This window comes from Sphingomonas sp. Root710, assembly GCF_001429065.1.
Taxonomy (GTDB): Bacteria; Pseudomonadota; Alphaproteobacteria; order Sphingomonadales; family Sphingomonadaceae; genus Rhizorhabdus.
This window is the reverse complement of record NZ_LMIB01000012.1, coordinates 962,974-983,276: the sequence shown is the minus strand read 5'-3', so window position 1 is coordinate 983,276 and position 20,303 is coordinate 962,974. Positions and strand designations below refer to the sequence as shown.

Below are 20,303 nucleotides of genomic sequence, written 5' to 3'. Positions count from 1 at the left end.
CGGCATGGCCTATGAAGGAAGCTGCCATTGCGGCAAGGTCGCATTCGCGATCGAGGGCGACGCGCCGGCCGAGGCGATGGCGTGCAACTGCTCGATGTGCCGCCGCAAGGGTTTCCTGCTCGCCTTTGTACCAGCTGGCCAGTTCACTCTGCTGCGCGGCGAGGAGGATCTGAAAAGCTACCTCTTCAACAAGCATCGCATCGAGCATCGCTTCTGCACCACCTGCGGCACCCAGCCTTTCGCCTATGGCAAGATGCCCGACGGATCCGAGACCCGCGCGGTCAACCTGCGCTGCGTCGAGACCATCGATCTCGATGCGCTGGCGATCAAGCACGTCGACGGGGCGAGCTTCTGATGACGGGACGGGCCTATGTCGGCGTCGGCGGCTGGACTTATGAGCCATGGCGCGACAATTTCTATCCCAAGGGCCTCGCCCAGGCCCGTGAGCTGCAATATGCCAGTCAGCATCTCACCGCGATCGAGATCAACGGCACCTATTACGGCACCCAGAAGCGCGAGAGCTGGATCAAATGGGCCGAGACGGTGCCCGAAGGCTTCGTCTTCTCGGCCAAGGCGTCACGCTTCTGCACGAACAGAAAGATATTGGCCGAGAGCGGCGACTCTATCGGGAAGTTCCTGAACCAGGGGATCGCCGAGCTCGGGCCGAAGCTTGGTCCGATCCTGTGGCAGTTCATGCCGACCAAGCGGTTCGAGCCCGCCGACTTCGCCGCCTTCCTGAAGCTGCTGCCGCACGCGCAGGAGGGGGTGGCGCTGCGGCATGCGCTGGAGGTGCGCCATGACAGCTTCGTCTGCGCCGAGTTCGTCGCCTTGGCGCGCGATCATGGCTGCGCGATCGTCTTTGCCGACCATGCAGAATATCCCGCCATTGCCGATATCACTGCACCCTTCGTCTATGCGCGGCTGCAACAAAGCCGCAGCGAGGAACCAACAGGTTATGCCGCGGCGGACCTCGACCGCTGGGCGGGGGTGGCGCGCAGCTGGATCGCAGGCAAGGCCCCACAGGGACTGCCCTATGCCGACGGCGCTTCCCCGCAAGCGTCTGGACGCGATGCATTTATATTCTTCATCAGCGGTGCGAAGGAGCGCAATCCCGCCGCCGCGCAGATGCTGATACAGCGATTGTCCTGAACGCATTTGTCATGCTGACAATGCTGCGCCCGCGATGCCGCAACACCGCAGAAAACGGCGGATTTCTGCGGTTGTAGCGGCTGAGTTACAGGCTTATGATCCAAGCGCGGCATAAGCCGCCGCCGACCGGCGCAAAAGCCGGCGGCGCAGCAGGAAACGGCCCGAACCCCATCCCAAAAGGGCAGTGCCAGCAGGAGAAGAACATGATCAAGTCCCTCAGCATCATGCTCGCCCTTGCGGCGAGCTTGCCGGCGGCTGCCATGGCGGCGGATGACAGCATCGCGGTCGACGCGGTGACCGGAACCGAACATCGCCGCACCGTCGATGCCGACGATCTCAACCTCGCCAACGCGGCCGGGCAGGCGGCTTTGCGGACCCGCATCAGCTATGCCGTCCATCAGGTGTGCGGCACGGCCGGGGCGACCGGCGCGCTACTGCCGTCCGAGGTGGCGTGCAACGCCGATGCCTCGGCGAAGGCCCAGCGCCAGGCCGAAGCGCTGATCGCAGCGGCGACCAGGCAAGCGCATGCGGGCTCGACCCACAGCGCGAACTGACGCGAGCGGCGGGCCGGCTGAAGGGCCGGCCCGCCGTTGCCCTTATCGCCGGGACATGAAATCGAGCAGCGGCGCGCGATAGGTTTCGGCGACTTCGGCGATCGGCCGAAGCGCCCGGTCATGCACGATCGCGCGGTGGCGGATCAGTTCGGCGGGGATGGCGTTGACCGCCGCATCCGTCGCGGCAGTCGCGCGATGCATCTCCCATCCCTCGGGCAACGGATACCACAGCCGTTCGGCCGAGAAGGTGCGCCGTCCGATGCCAAGCGGGGCGACCACCGCGCCGAAGGGCGTATCGCTGCCGTCGAGCCGCGTGTTCATCTCAGCCGTCAGCCGCGACGGCACATACCAGTTGTCGGCCTCGGACAGGATGCGCTCGCCGCAGCGCAGCCGGACATGGCGATAGCGTACCGGCTCGTCCGGCCCGATGCCGAGCCGTTCGCGCTGATCCGGCGAGATCGGCTTGTCCCCGCCGGCCATCCGTTCCGCGACGATTTTCGGCGCATCGGCCAGGCGATGCACGCGACACCAGTTCTCCAGCGTCCGCGTCGCGCTGCCACTGACGAGCAACTCACCGTTCAGCGTCTCGATGACGGCGGCATATTCCAGCCGCCGTACATAGTTTGCATCGGGACCGGCATGGGTCGCGCCGGGTGCGAGGAGGAGGGCCGCCGCGCCGAGCAGCGCCCGGCGGGCCGGGCTCAATGCTTGGCCTGCCAGGCCTTCACCGCCGCCATCGTGCCCTTTACGTGGCCCGCCACGCCCATGTCGCTGTGTACGAAGACGATCTTCCCGTCGGGGGCGATGACATAGGAGGTGCGGTCGGTGCGGCCCGACGGGATGCCGATCATCTTCAGCGGCACGTCATAGCCCTTGATCATCGCGGGGGTGGCGACGCCGACTGCGAATTTGTTGCGGCATTCCTTGACCGAGAAGCGGTTGAGATCCTCGATCGTGTCGGCGGCCATGCCGATCACGGTCGCGCCCATCTTGTTGAAATCGTCGGTCGCCTCGGCGAATTCATGCGCTTCGACGGTGCAGCCGGGGGTGAAGGCCGCCGGGAAGAAATAGAGCACCACCGGCCCCTTCTTCAGCGCATTGGCGAGCGAGAAGCCGAAATCCTTGCCCGCGAGCGAAGCCTGTGTGGTGAAGGCTGGCGCCTTGTCGCCGACCTTTAGGGCGGCCGGGGCGGCGGTGGGTAGGGCCAGGGCGGCCAGCAGGCAGGCGGCATTGATCAGCGGGCGCATGCGATTCTCCAATGAAAAAGATGAGCTTAACGGCGTCTTGCGCGGCGTCCAGCGCCGTCAGCCGCGCCGCTGGACGAAGCCGCCCGCCAGTTGCGGCGGTTGTGCCTGCCAGGCACTGCCGGGCAGGACGAAGCGGACGTCGCGGTTGGCAAAGTCGATCGAGACCCGGTCGAACATCCTGAGCGCATCCATGCCGAGCAGCAGCGCGGGTTTCCGCTCCAGCCCGAGCCGGTGGAAGATCTGCGGATCGGCGAAGGCGATCGGCATGTTGAGCAGATGCGCGCCGCCGATCCGGATATTCCTGATGGAGCTGTAGTCGGCGGGGGTCTGCCCGCCGGTGACGCTGGTGATGCTGATCGGCACCGACCTGCCGATCTTACCGCGCTGCGTCAGCCGTGCGCGCAATGCCGGGTTGCCGATCGAGACCGCCGATCCCGTGTCGATGATGACGGCGATCTTCTGCCCCTCGGCCTCGGCATCGACCATGATCAGCTGGCCGAGGCGGCGGCGTGCGGTGACGACAATCTCGTCGTCGTCGCTCCAAGCCTTGCGCGGTGCGTCGCTGATCGACATCCGCATTTTTCGGAAATCAAGAACGACCTTCTTGGTCTGCAGGCTGTCGATGCCGAGCATTCCGACCGCGCCGAGATTATATTCGGCGAGCAGCGGGGCTTCCAGGTCGGACATGCGGTTGCCCTTGGCGGTCAGCTGCAGCTCGCCGACCATCGCGGTGTCCACCTGATCGCTGCCGGCTATGCTCAGCAGCGTCACTGGCCGCGCGGGGGCGAGCGTCAGCCGCTGCGCGAGTTCGCGCGAGAGCACGGTTCGCTCAGCCCCGGTGTCGACGACGAAATGATAGGGTCCGCCGCCGTTGATGGTCACCGGCACGGTCAGGCGCGCGCTGAGATCGCTGCCGCCCTGCACCTGATTGGGGTCGGTGGTTTCGGGGGTGGTGGCATGAGCGGCGCAGGCAAGCAGGCCGATCGCGGCGAAGGCCTTCGCCCGGTGATGGATCGACAGCAACGCGCGCATCGGCCTCTCCCAGCTTTTAAGGCCTTGAATACGCTTTTGCTCGGCTCCCCACAATCGCCAACGTTGTCTCGGGCACGGAACCAGCCCCGCGCAAGCCGGTTTGTAGGACCGTCCATAAGTGTGCGGAGAGTGAAGACATGAAAAATCTGCTTATGATCGGGCTCGCCGCGGCGAGCCTGTCGGCGATTGCCGTGCCCAGCGCGGCGGTCGCTGGTGACGAGGACGATGCCCGCGTCGCCATTGCGGCGGCGAAGGCCAAGCTCGATGCGGCGGAAAAGGCCGGCGTCGGCGGTAATGCCGGCGACGTGCTGAACCGCAGCCGGACCACCCTTGAAGAAGCCAATGCCAAGTTCCGCAAGGACGAGGACCGTCACGCCCGGGTGCTGGCTCAGGAAGCCGACGCGCTGGCCGACCTTGCCGCCGCCACCGCCGAACTGCGCGCGCTCGAAGCTGAGCGGTCGAAAGTGGCCGTGAACTGATCCGGGCCCCCGAGGAGATATATGATGAAGAAGCTCATGCTGACCCTTGCGGCCGCCACCGCGCTCGCGGGCGTCACCGCGCCGGCCCATGCCGACAAGACCGACAAGCTGGTCACCGATCAATATCGTGAGAAGATCGCGGTCGCTCGCGCCGAACCCGGCGTCGCCGAATATGGCGCGGTCTATCTCGACCGCGCGTCGGACCGCATCGCCAAGCTCGACAAGAAGCTCGACAACGACAAGTCGGGTCAGGCCGAGGCGGTCGCCGGAGAGATCGACGCGCTGATCGAAACCGCGCGGACCCGCGCGAAGATCGCGATGCTCAAGCAGGACGTCGAGCAAGCCAAGGCGCAGGCCGCGGCGCGCACCAATGAGAAGCTGGCGGATGCGCAGGCCACCGCCGCCAGCGCGCAGGCCGACGCCGCTGCTGCCCAGGCCGAGGCCGCGCGCCTCAAGGCCGAGATGCGCGACTATCAGCTCAAGCAGACCCAGCTGGGTGCCACCCTCGTCCTTCAGGACGTGGTGTTCGAGACCGGCAAGGCCGATCTGAAGGCAGGTGCGGCCCAGCGGCTCCAGCCGCTCGCGCAATATCTTCAGGCCAACCCCGCCGTGAAGGTGCGGATCGACGGGCACACCGATTCGCAGGGGGCGGACGCCTATAACCAGCAGCTCTCGGAGGCGCGTGCCCAGGCTGTGCGCACAGCGCTGAGCGGCATGGGTGTCGCCCCTGAGCGTATTACGGCCATCGGTCATGGCGAAAGCCAGCCCGTCGCCGACAACAAGATCGACGCGGGCCGCCAGCAGAACCGCCGCGTCGAAGTGACGCTGGTCGGTCAGCAGGCCGCGTCGTTCGCCGCGCTGAACTGACGGGCGTCGCCCCGCATAAGCGCGCAAAGCGCCCGTTCGCTGTCTTTGCGGGCGGGCGTTTTGCCGTTCCGCTTGTTGCGGTGAAGCAACAACGGCGATTATGTGCGGTGCGACATGTGCGTTTCAGCGCTGAAATCATGGGACATGAAAGGACGGTAGAGCGGCGGCATGAAGTTTGACGGTCGCCTTGCCAGCCTGTCGCGCCCCGGCCTCTTCGTGGGGCTGCTGACGCTGGCCGCCTGCAATGCCGGGCCCGATTATCGGCCGCCCAGCACCGTCGCGCTCAAGATTCCCGATCAGTTCCAGGCTTCGGCGACGATCGCGGCAGAGCAGGACATCGCCGATCTCGCCCGCTGGTGGGAGAGTTTCGAGGATCCGGTCCTCACGAATTTGATCGATCGCGCCTTCGCGGGCAATCTCGACGTCAGCGCCGCCGCCGCCCGCCTGCGCCAGGCGCGCGCGACGTTGCGGGGCACCCAGGGGCAGGCTCTGCCCAGCGCCGGTGTCTCGGCATCGGCATCGCGCAGCATCGGCGCGGACAGCGGCACACGGATCGATTCCACCACCGGTCAGCCGATCGGCACCGGGGGCGACACCACTGTCTATCGCGCAGGGTTCGACGTGGCGTGGGAGGCCGATCTGTTCGGCGGTATCCGCCGTTCGATACAGGCCGCCCGCGCGACGGCGGAAGCGCGCGAGGCGGACCTGCGCTTCACCCAGGCGAGCATCGCCTCGGAGGTCGGGCTCAACTATGTCCAGGCGCGGCTGGCGCAGATCCGCCTGCGCATCGCCCGCGAGAATCTGTCGTCGCAGGACGACACTTTGCAGATCGTCGGCTGGCGGCGGCAGGCCGGGCTGGTCTCCAGCCTCGACTATGAACAGGCGCGGCAACTGCGCGCGCAGACCGCCGCGTCGATCCCGACGATCGAGAATGATTACAACAGCGCCGTCAACCATATCGCGGTGCTGCTCGGCGAGGCGCCCGGCGCGGTGACGGCGCTCATCGATCCGCCCGCCTCGATCCCGCTCGCGCCCGGCGTTGGCGCGCCGATCCCGGCGCAGGTGATCGAGCGCCGGCCCGATGTCGCCAGCGCCGAACGCAGCCTCGCCGCCGAAAGCGCGCGGATCGGCGTGCAGACCGCGCAGCTTTATCCCGCGCTCCGGCTCTCGGGCTCCTTCGCCGGCTCCGCGACTTCGGTGGGCGACGTGATCAGCAGCGGGATCGGCGGGCTGGTTGCCGGGATCACCGCGCCAATTTTCGAGGGCGGCCAGATCCGCGCCGCGATCCTCGGCCAGCGCGCCGCGACCGACGCCGCCTATGATGCCTATCGCCTCTCAGTTCTGACCGCACTCGAAGAGGCCGAGAACGCGCTCAAGGCCCGCGAGGTCGCCGAACGCCGCGAGGCAGACCTGACGGTGAGCTACGAGGCCGCCAACAACGCGGCGCGCTACGCCAGGCTGCAATATCGTTCGGGCCTGATCGATTTCCAGTCGCTGCTCGACAGCGAGCGCAGCCTGTTGTCCAGCCAGGACGCGACCGCCGCCGCCCGAGCGGCGCGGGCCAGCGCGACGATCCAGCTCTACAAGGCCCTGGGCGGGGGGTGGCAGAATGCGCCGATTCCCGCGCCCGGCCCCTACGAAGGCGGCAGCGCCCCCAAACCCGGAACGAAACGCTGATGAAGACCGAACCTGAAAAACAGCCCGAGCAGGATCTCGACGAATTTCTCGGCGTCGAGCCGAGCTCGCCGCGCGCGGCGCTGTTCCGTCGCATCGGCATCGGCCTCGCGGTCGTCGTGGTGCTGATCATCCTGTGGCGGCTGATCTGGGGCGGTGACGACAAGGCCGCCTATGCGACCCGCCCGGTCGAGCGCGGCGACCTGACCGTCGTCGTCTCGGCCACCGGCAATCTCGCGCCGACCAATCAGGTCGAGGTCGGTTCCGAACAGTCGGGCACGGTTGTCGAAGTCTATGTCGACAATAATGATCGGGTCTCGAAGGGCCAGCTGCTAGCCAAGCTCGATCCGTCGCGCCTGCAGGACTCGGTGAACCAGGCGCGGGCCGGGCTCGCCTCCGCGCTTGCCGGGGTCGATCAGGCGGAGGCGACCGCGATGCAGGCGCGGGCGACCCTGCGACGACAGGAGAGCGTCTGGCGATTGTCGGGCGGCAAGGTGCCGTCCGCGACCGAACTCGACGTCGCCCGTGCGGATGCCGCCCGGGCGGCGGCCGGCGTTTCGACCGCCAGGGCCACGGTCGATCAGGCGCGCGCAACACTGTCGTCAGCGGAGACCGCTTTGTCCAAGGCTTTCATCAAGTCGCCGGTCAACGGCCAGGTGCTCTCGCGCTCGATCGAGCCGGGACAGACCGTGGCCGCCTCGCTCAATGCGCCGGTGCTGTTCACCATTGCCGAGGATCTGCGCCAGATGCGGCTCGAGGTGAAGGTCGATGAGGCCGATGTCGGCCAGGTGAAGAAGGGCCAGAAGGCGACCTTTACCGTCGACGCCTTCCCCGGCCGCACCTTTCCCGCGATGATCGAGCGGGTCGACGTCGGCGCCAATGCGACGAGCAGCGGTACGGCGAGTTCCGGCAGCACGGCCAGCGCCACGACCAGCGGTGTCGTCGCCTATACCGCGCGGCTGACCGTCTCGAATGCGCAGGGCGTGCTGCGCCCCGGCATGACCGCGACCGCCGACATCATCACCACCGAGAAGAAGAATGTCCTGCTCGTGCCGGTCGCGGCGCTGCGCTTCTCGCCCGATCGCAAGGCGGCGGCGAGCGGCGGCGGCCTGACCAGCGTGCTCGCGCCCCGGCCCATGCGGCGCGGCGGCAACCGCGCCGATCGCGAGGCGTCGATCGGGCGCGGCAGCAAGCAGACCGTCTATGTCGTCGCCGATAGCGGTAGCAAGCCCGAGCCGGTCGAGATCACCGTGGGCGAGAGCAATGGCAGCCAGGCCGAAGTGACCGGCGGCAAGCTGGCCGAAGGCGCACAGGTCGTGACCGGCCAATATGCCGCCGATGGCCAGGGTGGTGGTTCGGGCGGCGGTTCCGGCGGTGGCGGTCAGGGTGGTGGGCAGCGGCGCAATGCCCAGTGAGGCCGCCTCCGTCGAAACGCTGATCTCGCTGCGCGGCGTCACCAAGGTCTTCGGTGAGGGGGCGACGGCCTTCTCGGCGCTGAAAGGCGTCGACCTCGATATCGCGCGGGGCGATTTCGTCGCGGTGATGGGGCCGTCGGGATCGGGCAAGTCGACCACGATGAACATCCTCGGCTGTCTCGACGTGCCGACCGATGGCGAGTTCCTGTTCCGGGGCCATCATGTCGAGAAGCTCGAACGCGATCAGCGCGCGCTGTTGCGCCGCCGCTATCTCGGCTTTGTCTTCCAGGGCTTCAACCTGCTCGCGCGCACCACTGCGCTGGAGAATGTCGAGCTGCCGCTCGTCTATCGCGGCGAGGAGAAGGCGCGCCGTCACGAGCTGGCGATGGCTGCGCTCGACAAGGTCGGCCTCGCCGACTGGTGGGACCATAGCCCCGCCGAATTGTCGGGCGGTCAGCAGCAGCGCGTCGCGATCGCACGTGCGATCGTCACCCATCCCGATGTGCTGCTCGCCGATGAGCCGACCGGCAATCTCGACACCGAACGGTCGATCGAGATCATGGAGCTGCTGACCGACCTCAACCGCAACAGCGGCATCACCGTGCTCATGGTGACGCACGAGGCCGACATGGCGGCCTATGCCCGCACGATCATCCATTTCCGCGACGGGCTGGTCGAGCGGATCGAGCAGACCGGCGGGGCCGGGGTGAAGGCCTGATGTACGGCACCACCTTCCTTCTCGCGGTGCGCGAGATACGGCGGCACCTGCTGCGCTCCTTCCTGACGATTCTCGGCATCGTCATCGGGGTGTGGGCCGTGGTGACCATGGTGACGCTGGGCAATGGCGCGACCGCGGCGGTGAAGCAGCAGATCTCCAGCCTCGGCTCGAACGTGCTTCAGGTCCGCCCCGGCCAGGGCTTCGGGCGCGGCGGCGGCGGGCCGCAGCCGCCCGATTTCAAGATCGAGGATCTCGACGCGATCCGGACCCAGATCGTCGGCGTGACCGCGGTTGCCCCGCTGGTCCAGTCGACCGGCACCGCCGTCTACAACGCCGCCAACTGGTCGACGACGGTCAACGGCACCAACCGCGAATATTTCGTGGCGCAGCCCTGGACCTTCACCGGCGGGCGCGAGTTCAGCGCCGCCGAGGAACAGGCTGGCAAGGCGGTCTGCATCATCGGCAACACCGTGCGCAGCCGGCTGTTCCGGGGGACCGATCCGGTCGGCAAGCGCTTCCGGATCAAGAATATCTCGTGCGAGATCATCGGCACGCTCGCCGCCAAGGGGCAGGGCGGCTTCGGCAATGATCAGGACGATATCGTGCTGATGCCCTACAAGGCGGTGCAGCGGCGGATGACCGGCAACCGTGACGTCCGCATGATCATGGTCTCGGTCGACGATGCCTATGACACCCAGGCGGTCCAGTCCTCGCTACGCAAATTGCTGCGCGAACGCCGCCACCTCACCAGCGAGGCCGATGACGATTTCAACATCTTCGACACCAAACAGATTTCCGATACGCTGTCGGGGACGACCCAGATCCTCACATCGCTGCTCGGCGCGGTCGCGGCGGTCAGCCTGCTGGTCGGCGGCATCGGCATCATGAACATCATGCTCGTGTCGGTGACCGAGCGGACGCGCGAGATCGGCATCCGTCTCGCCATCGGCGCCGTCGCGCGCGAGGTGCTGCTGCAGTTCCTTGTCGAAGCGGTGACGTTATCCTGCCTCGGCGGGCTGCTCGGACTTTTCCTCGCGCTGGTCTCGACGATCATCCTGGCGCCGGTGCTGCAGGTGCCTTTCATCTTCGATCCGCAGATCAACCTGCTCGCCTTCTTCTTCTCGGCGATGATCGGGGTGGTATTCGGCTATTTCCCGGCGCGCCGTGCGGCGTCGCTCAACCCGATCGAGGCGCTGCGGCACGAATGAGACAGGCTTTGCTCCTCCTGGCGGCCTTGTCCGCGCCGCTCGCCGCGAAGAAGGCCGATCAGCCCCCGGCCATCTGCCCGGAGCCGGTGAAGCCGCAGCTGTTCGTCTCGCCGATCGGCGAGCCCTTCCGGCCGAAGGGTGACAGCGACGATCCGGTGAAGCGCTGGTTCGATCAGGCCGACCGCGATCATGACGGCAAACTGACGATCGGCGAGATGATGCTCGACGCCGATCGCTTCTTCGCGCGGCTGGATCAGGATCGCAGCGGCGAGCTGCTGCCCGACGAGGTCCATGCCTATGAGGATGAGGTGCCCGAGATCCGCCTCTACCAGCGCCGCCGCGATCCCGATGCCGAGGGCGACCGTAAGGCGCGTCAGGAGGAGCGGGCCGAGCGGCGCAAGGCGGCGAAGCGCAAGCCGGGCGTTCCGGCCTATGACGGCGCGATGGGGGCGGGGCGCTATGCCTTCCTCAACATTCCGCATCCGGTGGTGGCGGCGGACAGCGACGTGAACCGTGCGATCAGTGCCGCCGAGTTCCGCGCGGCGGCAGCCGAGCGTTTTCGCGAGCTCGACAGCAGCCAGGCCAAGACGCTGCTCTTCGCCTCGCTGCCCAAGACCCCGGCGCAGCTTGCCGCCAACGAAGCCTGCCTCGCCCGCGTCCGCGAGCAGGCGAAGGAGCGCCGCCGATGAGCCTCGGCAACCCCGCGATCCTCGTCGTCGACGACGATGCCGAGCTGCGCACCCTGATCACCGATTTCCTGCGCGCCAATGGCCTGCGCGTCGAAAGCGCCGCCGATGGCGCGGAGATGGACGCGCGGATCGCTGCTGAGCGGCCCGACCTGATCGTCCTCGACCTGATGATGCCGGGCGAGGACGGGCTGTCGATCCTGCGTCGGGTGCGCAAGCCTGGCGGCCCGGCGGTGATCATGTTGTCGGCGATGGGCGAGGATACCGACCGGATCATCGGTCTGGAGGTCGGCGCCGACGATTATCTGCCCAAGCCGTGCAACCCGCGCGAGCTGCTCGCCCGCATCCGTGCAGTGCTGCGCCGCCGGGGCGAGGAAAGCGCGGCGATCGCCTCGGCCGGCGCAGTCCGCCGCTTCGGGCAATGGTCGCTCGACATCGTCCAGCGCGAAGTGCGCCGCATCGACGCCGCGCCCGCGCCGCTCACCGATGCCGAGTTCCGCGTCCTCGCCGCCTTTCTCGATCGGCCCCAGCGCGTGCTCAGCCGCGACCAGCTGATCGAAGCGGGCAAGGGCATCGACAGTGAGGTGTTCGACCGCGCGATCGACGTGACGATCAGCCGGCTGCGCAAGAAGCTTGGCCCCGACGATCCGATCCGGACGATCCGCAACGAAGGTTATATGTTCACCCTGCGCGTCGAGGGCGAGTGATGGCGCCGGGGGGCGGGGTGCGCTGGGGCGGGCTGTCGATCTTCTGGCAGACGCTGCTGCTGCTGCTCGCCAGCGTCGCCGTGGTGTTCGTCGTGACGGTCGGCCTGTTCCTGACTGCGCCGCCGCCGCGTCCCGACTTCAACAGCCTGTCGGACATTGCCGAGGCGCTGTCGGGCCGCAAGCTGCCGCGCGAACGCTATTGGGATAGCGTGAATCCGCACGGCAGCCATGCCCGGCGAACGCGGCGCTATGAGCGCGACGGGGGAGATGCCGAGGAGCGCGAGCGCGAACGGCGGTTGACCATCGTCGAGCGTCCCGCCGAACCGCGCGCCGAAGGCGAAATGATCAGCTCGGGGGCGTTCAGCGAACGGCTGGCGGCGCGGATCGGTGTGCCGGCCGACGATGTCCGGCTCTATTTCGAGCCCGATCAGCGCAGCAACATGCCCTTCCGGTCGCGTGACGAGCGGCGCGTGATCGTCCGCCGGGGCGAACCGATCTTCTTCGATACGGTCGTGGCAGGCCTGCGCACCGATGGCGGCTGGCGGGTGGTGCGGACGCCGCCGCGCGCATGGATCGCGCCCTGGCAGAAGCGTATCCTGGTTCTGTTCGGGCTCAGTGTGCTGGTGATGATCCCCTTCGCCTGGATTTTCGCGCGCGCCCTCGCCCGGCCGATCCGGCGCATCGCCGACGCTGCCGACCGGCTCGGCGCCAACCCACAGGCACCGCAGATCACCGAAGAGGGACCCGCCGAGCTGCGCGTCACCGCGCACGCGCTCAATCGGATGCAGCAGCGTCTGTCGGCCTATCTCGCCGAGCGCACCAACATGATCGGCGCGATCGCGCACGACCTGCGTACCCCGCTCGCGCGGATCGCCTTCCGTATCGAAGGCGCACCCGACGACATTCGCGAGAGGGTTCAGGCCGATATCGAGCAGATGCGCGCGATGATCGCCGCGACCATCTCCTTCGTCCGTGACACCGGCAGCATCAGCGTGGTCGAGCCGGTCGCGCTCGGCCGTCTGCTCGACGACCTCGTCGGCAATGAACGGGAGATCGGCCGCAAGGCGGTGCTTGGCGCGGTCGAGCCGATCGAGGTGTCGGGCGATCCGATGGCGCTGCGCCGGCTGTTCCAGAACCTGATCGACAATGGCGTCGCCTATGGCGGCGGGGTCGAGATCAGCCTCACCCGCGCGGGCGACGAGGCGGAGGTGCGGATCGCCGATAGCGGGCCGGGGCTTCCCGCCGCCGCGCTGGAGGCGATGTTCCGCCCATTCGAGCGTGGCGAGCCTTCGCGCAACCGCGCTACGGGCGGCATCGGCCTCGGCCTCAGCATCGCTCGCGCCATCGCCCAGGAACATGGCGGCAGCCTCGTCCTGGCGAATCGAACCGGTGGCGGGCTCGTCGCGATCTGCCGCCTGCCGATCCGCTTCTAGACTTTGCTCTCCCGCTTACGAAACGGAGAAAAGCCGCCCGCGCGGCGTCGGTCCAGCACGTCCCGCTTGGACGACTCACAAGGCTGTTGTAATTTTATTCCAACGGGCTATACGAATAATAAGGGTCAGCATTACTGACCATTTTGACGCAGAGGATGAGCTATGTCCGGCCGCAACCTGCCGCCCTTGTCGCTCCATATTCCCGAGCCTGCCTTCAGGCCGGGCGACGAGGCCGACTATAGCGCGTTCGAAATGCCCGTCGCGGGGGCGGTCGCCCGGCCCGCGATCGATGTCCAGCCCGCCGGCATACGCGATATGCCTTATGCGATGGTTCGGGTGCTCGACGACGAGGGCAGGGCCCAGGGCCCCTGGGATCCGCGGCTCGCTCCCGAAACCCTGCTCAAGATGTTGCGCAGCATGGCGCTGACCCGCGCCTTTGACGACCGGCTCTATCGCGCCCAGCGCCAGGGCAAGACAAGCTTCTACATGAAGTGCCTCGGCGAGGAGGCGACTTCGGTCGCCGCGGCGCATGCGCTCGATTATGACGACATGCTGTTCCCCAGTTACCGTCAGCAGGGCCTGCTGATCGCCCGCGACTGGTCGCTCGTCGACATGATCAACCAGATCTATTCGAACAGCGCCGATCGGCTGAAGGGGCGCCAGCTGCCGATCATGTATTCGGTCAAGGACGCTAATTTCTTCTCGATCTCGGGCAACCTGACCACGCAATATCCGCAGGCGGTGGGCTGGGCCATGGCGAGCGCGGCGCGCGGTGACACCCGCATTTCGGCGGTATGGTGCGGCGAGGGTTCGACGGCGGAGGGCGACTTCCACTCTGCGATGACCTTTGCCTCGGTCTATCGCGCGCCGGTGATCATGAACGTGATCAACAACCAGTGGGCAATCTCCTCCTTTTCCGGTTTCGCGGGCGCCGAGGCGACGACTTTCGCGGCGCGCGCAGTGGGTTACGGCATCGCCGGCTTGCGCGTCGACGGCAATGACGCGCTCGCGGTCTATGCCGCCACCCAATGGGCTGCGGACAGGGCGCGGGGCAACCATGGGCCAACCCTGATCGAGCATTTCACCTATCGTGCCGAAGGCCATTCGACCTCCGACGATCCCAGCAAATACCGCTCGGCCGACGAAAGCAGCAAGTGGCCGCTTGGAGATCCTATCGCGCGGCTCAAGCAGCATGTGATCGGTCTCGGCATCTGGGACGAGGAGCGGCATGCGGCGATGGACAAGGAAGTCGCCGAGAAGGTTCGCGCTGCGCAGAAGGAGGCGGAGAAGAACGGCCTGCTTCACGATGGCCTCAAACTCTCCTTCGACAGCATGTTCGAGGATGTCTTCGAAGAGATGCCCTGGCATCTGCGCGAACAGCAGCGGGAGATGATGGCTGAGCGCAAGGCGGCGGGGATATGAGCATGACGGCGGAAGCGATGAGCGAAGCTGCGGGCGAGACCCGCACCATGAACATGATCCAGGCGATCAACTCGGCGCTCGACGCGGCGATGGCCCGCGACGACAAGATCGTCGTGCTGGGTGAGGACGTCGGCTATTTCGGCGGCGTCTTCAAGGCGACCGAGGGGCTGCAGAAGAAGTTCGGCAAGACCCGCGTCTTCGACACCCCGATCAGCGAGAACGGCATCATCGGCGTGGCTGTCGGGATGGCAACCTATGGCCTGCGGCCGGTGCCGGAGATCCAGTTCGCCGACTATATCTATCCGGGCCTTGACCAGCTGGTCTCCGAGGCGGCGCGGTTGCGCTATCGCTCGGCTGCGGAATTTACAGCACCGATCACGGTGCGGACGCCGTTCGGCGGCGGCATTTTCGGCGGGCAGACGCACAGCCAGTCGCCCGAGGCGCTGTTCACCCATGTATCGGGCCTCAAAACGGTGATCCCGTCCAACCCCTATGATGCAAAGGGGCTGCTGATCGCCGCGATCGAGGATAACGACCCGGTCATCTTCTTCGAACCCAAGCGCATCTATAACGGCCCGTTCGACGGCCATCATGATCGCCCGGTTTCGCCCTGGAGCAAGTTTCCCGAAAGCGCGGTGCCCGAGGGCTACTATAAGGTGCCGCTCGGCAAGGCCCGGGTGGTCCGGGAGGGGAACGACGTCACCGTGCTCAGCTATGGCACGATGGTCCATGTCGCCCAGGGCGTGATCGCCGAAACGGGGGTGGACGCGGAGCTGATCGATCTTCGCACGCTGGTGCCGCTCGATATCGAGACAATCGTCGCTTCGGTGAAGAAGACCGGCCGCTGCCTGGTCGTCCATGAAGCGACCAAGACCGGGGGCTTTGGTGCCGAGCTGTCGGCGCTCGTCCAGGAACATTGCTTCCATTCGCTGGAAGCTCCGGTGCAGCGCGTGACCGGTTGGGACACGCCCTATCCCCATAGCCTCGAATGGGCTTATTTCCCCGGCCCGGTGCGGCTGACCGAAGCGCTCAAGCGCGTGATGCAGGATTGATCCGAGATGGGCATTTACAGCTTCAAACTCCCCGACATCGGCGAAGGCATTGCGGAGGCGGAGATCGTCGCCTGGCATGTCGCGGTAGGCGATGTGGTCGAGGAGGACGCGCCGCTGGCGGACGTGATGACCGACAAGGCGACCGTCGAGATGACCTCGCCGGTCGCGGGCAAGGTGGTGAAGATTGCGGGCGAGGCGGGCGAGATGATCGCGATCGGCTCGATCCTCGCCGAGTTCGAGGTGGAGGGCGATGCGGCGCCCGCGCCGGAGCCGACGCCAGCGGTCGAGGTTGCGCCTAATGAGGCGGCGCAGGTGGTGAAGCCCGATCCGGTACCCGAGCCGGTCGTCGAGGCGGAGCCCGAACGCAAGCCCGAGCCTGCTCCCGCCCCCGTACCCATCGCGAAGACCGACGATCACAAGCGCGTCCTCGCCTCGCCCGCGGTGCGCCAGCGGGCGAAGGACTTGGGCATCGATCTCGCCGACGTGAAGACCGCCGAGGACGGCCGGGTGCGCCATGCCGATCTCGATGCCTTTCTGAGCTATAATAGCGGCGGCGGTTACCGCCCCGCCGGCGGCAAGCGCGCTGACGAGCAGGTCAAGGTGATCGGCATGCGCCGCCGCATCGCCGAGAATATGTCGGCGTCGAAGCGCGCCATCCCGCACTTCACCTATGTCGAGGAGATCGACGTCACCAAGCTGGAGGAACTGCGCGCCGATCTGAACGCGACGCGCGGAGCCAAGCCCAAGCTGACCATGCTGCCGCTGCTGATCACCGCGATCTGCAAGGTCATTCCGCAATTCCCGATGATCAATGCGCGCTATGACGACGAGGCCGGGATCGTCACCCGCTCGGGCGCGGTCCATCTGGGCATGGCGGCGCAGACCGACGCTGGGCTGATGGTGCCGGTGATCCGCGATGCGCAGGACCGCAACATCTGGCAGCTCGCCGCCGAGATCGTCCGCCTCGCCGAGGCTGCGCGCACCGGCAGGGCGACCTCGCAGGAATTGTCCGGTTCGACGCTGACGATCACCTCGCTCGGCCCCTTGGGCGGGATCGCGACGACGCCGGTCATCAACCGTCCCGAGGTCGCGATCATCGGGCCGAACAAGGTCGTCGAGCGGCCGGTGTTCGACAAGGATGGCAACATCGTCGCCGCCAAGCTCATGAACCTGTCGATCAGCTGCGACCACCGCGTCGTCGACGGCTGGGACGCCGCCAGCTTCGTCCAGGCCCTTAAGCGTCTGGTCGAGACGCCCGCGCTGCTGTTCGTCGACTGATTACCCCACCGCTCAGCCCCCTTCGGGGTGAGCGGTGGGTTGCACAGATGTGTCCTGCAAGGCTAGAGAGCGCGCCACTCAACGGCAGATTCAGGATAGGGCGGCAATGGCCGGTCATAGCAAATTCAAGAACATCATGCACCGCAAGGGTGCACAGGATAAGAAGCGCTCGGCGCTCTTCTCCAAGCTCAGCCGCGAAATCACCGTCGCGGCGCGGATGGGGTTGCCTGATCCGGCGATGAACGCGCGTCTGCGCCAGGCGGTGATCACCGCGCGCAAGGAAGGCCTGCCCAAGGACAATATCGAGCGCTCGATCAACAAGGCGTCGGCCAATGACGGCTCGAATTACGAAGAGGTTCGCTATGAAGGCTTCGGCCCGGGCGGCGTCGCGCTGATCATCGAGAGCCTGACCGACAACCGCAACCGCACCGCGACCAACGTTCGCACCGCGGTGTCGAAAAATGGCGGCAATCTCGGTGCGGGCGGATCGGTCAGCCATGGTTTCGACCGGCTGGGCCTGATCAGCTACGGCGCCGCGGCCGGCGACGCCGAGAAGGTTTTCGAGGCCGCGCTCGAAGCAGGTGCCGAGGACGTCAGCTCGTCCGAGGACGGCCATGAGATCTGGACCGCGCAGGACGCCCTCCACGAAGTCGCCAAGGCGCTCGAGCCGGTCCTCGGTGAACCCGAAGGCGCGAAGCTCGCCTGGCGTCCGCAGACGATGGTGACCGTCGGCGAAGAGGATGCTGCCAAGCTCCTCAAGCTGATCGACGCGCTCGACGACGATGACGACGTCCAGACCGTCTGGGGCAATTACGACGTGCCCGATGAGGTCATGGCCAAGCTCGGCTGATCATTGCGCATTTCAACCAATATGGATGTAAAGGCAGTTTCGCCCTAGTAACATCCATGTGGTCGAACCTCTCAATCTGATTCGCGGGCTGCCGGACGATGGCAAGGTCCATCTCGTCGAGACCGGGCCTCCTTTCCGGCTTGCCTATGAAGGCACGGCCAGCTTCCTGGTCCAGATGGGCGAAGAGATCGCCTGGAACCAGATATGGGTCGGGCCGGGCAGGCACCGCAAGGCGCAACTGGGGCCGGGGCCCATCGTCAACTATATCGCCGATCCCGACATGTGCGCCGCCGCGCTGCGCATCGCCAGCGCCAATGCCGCTAAATTCCCGCGGCCCTGGTTCAACCATCCCGACCGGATCATCGCAAGCACGCGCGACCAGGTAAGCCGCAACCTGCAGGGGATCGACGGGCTGGTCGTGCCAAAGGTGGTGCGCTGCCGCGCCGTCACCGGTCGTGACATCGTCCGGGCGATCGAGGCCGGCGGGCTGCGCTATCCGGTGCTGGTGCGCTCGGCGGGCGAACACGGCGGCAAGACACTGGTCCGCATCGACGGTCCCGATTGCGAGCTCGAGCTCGCCATGTCGGTGTCGCCGGGCCGGGATCTCTACATCACCGAGTTTTACGATTTCGCCGATGAGGACGGGCTCTACCGGCGCTATCGCCTCGTCATGGTCGGCGGGGAGCCGTTCATCAAAAGCGTGATCATGGGGCCGGGCTGGAACCTCCACGCGTCCAGCCGGATCTGGGACGATCGGACGATCGCGCAGGAGCGCGGGATCATCGACACGTTCGACACGGACCTCGCGCCCCGGATCAGGCCCGCGCTCGACGCCATCTACGCCCGGCTCGGCCTCGATTATTTCGGGATCGATTGCGCTGTGCGCAGCGACGGCACCGTGCTGGTCTTCGAAGCCAACGCCACGATGAACATCCTGGTCGACATCAAGCTGCAGCCTGATCTGTGGAGCGAGCGGACCGCGCGCATCAAGGCCGCCCTGGTCGATCTGCTGCGGGATTCGAGCCGCTGGGTAACGGTGCGCCAACCGTCGCTGCCCGCCGACGTTCCGGCGCAGATCGCGGCGGTTTCGTCCCCTGCACTGGCGGTGGCCGATGCCGGGCCGTCGCTCAGCGTGGCAGAGGTTGGCGACGGTTGCCACAAGGAGCATCGTCTACGCGACGCGCTGGCGACGTCCGAGGACGGACAGGTTGCCGACACTTATGACACGCTGCACAGCGTCCGGCTGGTGACGCTGATCCTCGACAGCATTCCCGGCGCGCTGACCGACGACGCCCATGCCCGCTATCTGTTCTTCATCCTCGCGCGCTTCTGCGACGCCAATCTGGCGGAACTGTGCGATTGGACCCGCCGCGATGTCGAGGCGGGCCGGATCGACGGCGCCGCGAGCCGGCTTAAGTGGATCGAGCGGCTGCTGCGCCTGAAGCATGACATCGCCGTCTATGCGCCGCCGCCGCCGCCCATCCGGTCTGGCGATGCCGATGTTCCGGCGTCGCCGTTCCCGCCCGCGCTCGATGCGCTGAGCAGCGTGCTCCTCGCGCATTTCGACGAAGCGGGGTTCCCCGCGATCGCAGCGATCGATGCCGGCGGCGCGGCGGATGCGCTGCTCTTCCATCGCACCAAGAACAGCATCCTCCTGGCCCAGGAGGACAGCCTCGGTCTGCTTCCCCCTGCCGATCTCCCCGCTGACATTGTTGCGGCGCATCTCGATTGCGTCGCGGCGGCAGCGGCTGGGCTGGCGATGAACAGGCCGACCCATATCAACCAGTTCTGCCTGCTCCATCAGCTGCCCGAGCTGATCGTGCCGACGGTGCTGCGGCGCTGGTTGTCGGTCGAAGAGGCGCTCGACGCGGGCGATCAGTTCGGCGCGCTGGACCATGCGCAGGCCGCCGGCGATCTGCTCAGCATCATGCTGATCTCGATCGCGCCGCTGGCCGAGATCCTCTACCCATCGGATTATTTCCAGTTCCGCGGCAATCTCGGCGCGACCAGCGGCAGCAGCTCGGCGGCGATCCGCGGCAAGCTGCTGACCACCGCTTATGTGCGCCTCGCCGAGCGCGCGGTGGCGGTCAGCATCATCGGCGCCGGGCGGGCGCATGAGCGGCTGATGGCGCAACTGTCGCGCAACCGGACCCTGCTCTACAAATGGCGCGGGCTCCACATGGCGCTGCCGCGCAACGTGCTGGGCAGCGACGGTACCAAGTCTCTGGTCGGCAGTCCGGATGCGCTGAAGGCCGTCCGTTCTATGTCCGACGCCTTCGCCGGCAAGGACCCGCTCACCGCGATATTCGGGCGGGTGGAGCCCGGCCTCGATCTGCCCGATGCCGCCGCGCGGCTCGACGCGGCACTGCTGTCCGAAACCGGCCGCGTCGCCCGCGATGCCTTCTGGCAGGTGCAGGACCGTGTCGGCACCTGGGCGAAGGCGACGAAACTGCCTGCCTAGGGGCGGCTGATCGGGTCTCACCGCTTTTCACTTCACAAATCGTCTCGCCTGCGCGAAAGAGAACATGTGAT

At 66.8% G+C, this 20,303-nt stretch carries 20 protein-coding genes; 17 read left to right on the top strand and 3 right to left on the bottom strand.

The annotated features are described in order from the left end of the window. Positions 1-4: 4 nt before the first annotated feature. From ASE00_RS14540 to ASE00_RS14530, 3 genes are all read left to right on the top strand, one after another. Positions 5-355 (top strand): GFA family protein, encoded by a 351-nt coding sequence (locus ASE00_RS14540; protein WP_056381403.1) that lies wholly within the window; start codon positions 5-7, stop codon positions 353-355. Then, positions 355-1,149, top strand: a complete 795-nt coding sequence (locus ASE00_RS14535) for a DUF72 domain-containing protein (RefSeq protein ID WP_056381402.1) — start codon at positions 355-357, stop codon at positions 1,147-1,149. Before ASE00_RS14540 ends, ASE00_RS14535 begins: the two co-directional genes overlap by 1 nt. A gap of 203 nt (positions 1,150-1,352) precedes the next feature. After that, complete coding sequence (locus tag ASE00_RS14530; RefSeq protein ID WP_162256463.1) at positions 1,353-1,703, top strand: UrcA family protein; 351 nt, start codon at positions 1,353-1,355, stop codon at positions 1,701-1,703. Between the two features lie 42 nt (positions 1,704-1,745). On the opposite strand, the gene ASE00_RS14525 is transcribed toward ASE00_RS14530, so the two are convergent. Genes ASE00_RS14525 through ASE00_RS14515 form a run of 3 tightly spaced genes read right to left on the bottom strand, consistent with a single transcriptional unit; the run spans position 1,746 to position 3,982 of the window. Beyond that, a complete protein-coding gene (locus tag ASE00_RS14525; RefSeq protein ID WP_056381397.1) occupies positions 1,746-2,408 on the bottom strand; it encodes a hypothetical protein in 663 nt (220 codons plus the stop codon). Then, positions 2,405-2,950 (bottom strand): peroxiredoxin, encoded by a 546-nt coding sequence (locus ASE00_RS14520; protein WP_056381395.1) that lies wholly within the window; start codon positions 2,948-2,950, stop codon positions 2,405-2,407. The genes ASE00_RS14525 and ASE00_RS14520 overlap by 4 nt, the downstream gene beginning before the upstream one ends. A gap of 57 nt (positions 2,951-3,007) precedes the next feature. Next, positions 3,008-3,982 (bottom strand): retroviral-like aspartic protease family protein, encoded by a 975-nt coding sequence (locus tag ASE00_RS14515; RefSeq protein WP_056381393.1) that lies wholly within the window; start codon positions 3,980-3,982, stop codon positions 3,008-3,010. A gap of 137 nt (positions 3,983-4,119) precedes the next feature. On the opposite strand from ASE00_RS14515, the gene ASE00_RS14510 reads away from it, so the two are divergent. From ASE00_RS14510 to ASE00_RS14445, 14 genes are all read left to right on the top strand, one after another. Next, complete coding sequence (locus ASE00_RS14510; RefSeq protein WP_056381392.1) at positions 4,120-4,461, top strand: DUF4398 domain-containing protein; 342 nt, start codon at positions 4,120-4,122, stop codon at positions 4,459-4,461. A 24-nt stretch (positions 4,462-4,485) separates the two neighbouring features. After that, entirely contained in the window at positions 4,486-5,328 is an 843-nt protein-coding gene (locus ASE00_RS14505; RefSeq protein ID WP_156405432.1) for an OmpA family protein, read from the top strand. 168 nt (positions 5,329-5,496) lie between these two features. Further along, positions 5,497-7,005 (top strand): efflux transporter outer membrane subunit, encoded by a 1,509-nt coding sequence (locus ASE00_RS14500; RefSeq protein WP_056381389.1) that lies wholly within the window; start codon positions 5,497-5,499, stop codon positions 7,003-7,005. After that, complete coding sequence (locus ASE00_RS14495) at positions 7,005-8,417, top strand: efflux RND transporter periplasmic adaptor subunit (RefSeq protein ID WP_056381387.1); 1,413 nt, start codon at positions 7,005-7,007, stop codon at positions 8,415-8,417. Before ASE00_RS14500 ends, ASE00_RS14495 begins: the two co-directional genes overlap by 1 nt. Then, positions 8,407-9,135: an ABC transporter ATP-binding protein gene (locus tag ASE00_RS14490; RefSeq protein WP_056381740.1), complete on the top strand. Its 729-nt coding sequence runs from the start codon at positions 8,407-8,409 to the stop codon at positions 9,133-9,135. Before ASE00_RS14495 ends, ASE00_RS14490 begins: the two co-directional genes overlap by 11 nt. Further along, the gene (locus ASE00_RS14485; protein ID WP_056381385.1) at positions 9,135-10,343 is read left to right on the top strand and encodes an ABC transporter permease; all 1,209 of its coding nucleotides are present in this window, start codon (positions 9,135-9,137) and stop codon (positions 10,341-10,343) included. Before ASE00_RS14490 ends, ASE00_RS14485 begins: the two co-directional genes overlap by 1 nt. Next, entirely contained in the window at positions 10,340-11,032 is a 693-nt protein-coding gene (locus ASE00_RS14480; protein ID WP_056381383.1) for an EF-hand domain-containing protein, read from the top strand. The genes ASE00_RS14485 and ASE00_RS14480 overlap by 4 nt, the downstream gene beginning before the upstream one ends. Further along, positions 11,029-11,736: a response regulator gene (locus ASE00_RS14475; RefSeq protein WP_056381381.1), complete on the top strand. Its 708-nt coding sequence runs from the start codon at positions 11,029-11,031 to the stop codon at positions 11,734-11,736. The genes ASE00_RS14480 and ASE00_RS14475 overlap by 4 nt, the downstream gene beginning before the upstream one ends. Then, positions 11,736-13,169: an ATP-binding protein gene (locus tag ASE00_RS14470; protein ID WP_056381379.1), complete on the top strand. Its 1,434-nt coding sequence runs from the start codon at positions 11,736-11,738 to the stop codon at positions 13,167-13,169. The genes ASE00_RS14475 and ASE00_RS14470 overlap by 1 nt, the downstream gene beginning before the upstream one ends. 162 nt (positions 13,170-13,331) lie before the next feature. Further along, on the top strand, positions 13,332-14,591 hold the full coding sequence (locus ASE00_RS14465) for a 3-methyl-2-oxobutanoate dehydrogenase (2-methylpropanoyl-transferring) subunit alpha (protein WP_056381378.1): 1,260 nt from the start codon (positions 13,332-13,334) through the stop codon (positions 14,589-14,591). A 47-nt stretch (positions 14,592-14,638) separates the two neighbouring features. Beyond that, positions 14,639-15,643 (top strand): alpha-ketoacid dehydrogenase subunit beta, encoded by a 1,005-nt coding sequence (locus ASE00_RS14460; RefSeq protein WP_056381739.1) that lies wholly within the window; start codon positions 14,639-14,641, stop codon positions 15,641-15,643. 6 nt (positions 15,644-15,649) lie between these two features. Next, on the top strand, positions 15,650-16,921 hold the full coding sequence (locus ASE00_RS14455; protein WP_056381375.1) for a dihydrolipoamide acetyltransferase family protein: 1,272 nt from the start codon (positions 15,650-15,652) through the stop codon (positions 16,919-16,921). A gap of 106 nt (positions 16,922-17,027) precedes the next feature. Next, the gene (locus ASE00_RS14450; RefSeq protein WP_056381373.1) at positions 17,028-17,771 is read left to right on the top strand and encodes a YebC/PmpR family DNA-binding transcriptional regulator; all 744 of its coding nucleotides are present in this window, start codon (positions 17,028-17,030) and stop codon (positions 17,769-17,771) included. Positions 17,772-17,829: 58 nt separating this feature from the next. Further along, entirely contained in the window at positions 17,830-20,232 is a 2,403-nt protein-coding gene (locus ASE00_RS14445) for a hypothetical protein (RefSeq protein WP_056381371.1), read from the top strand. Positions 20,233-20,303 lie beyond the last annotated feature (71 nt).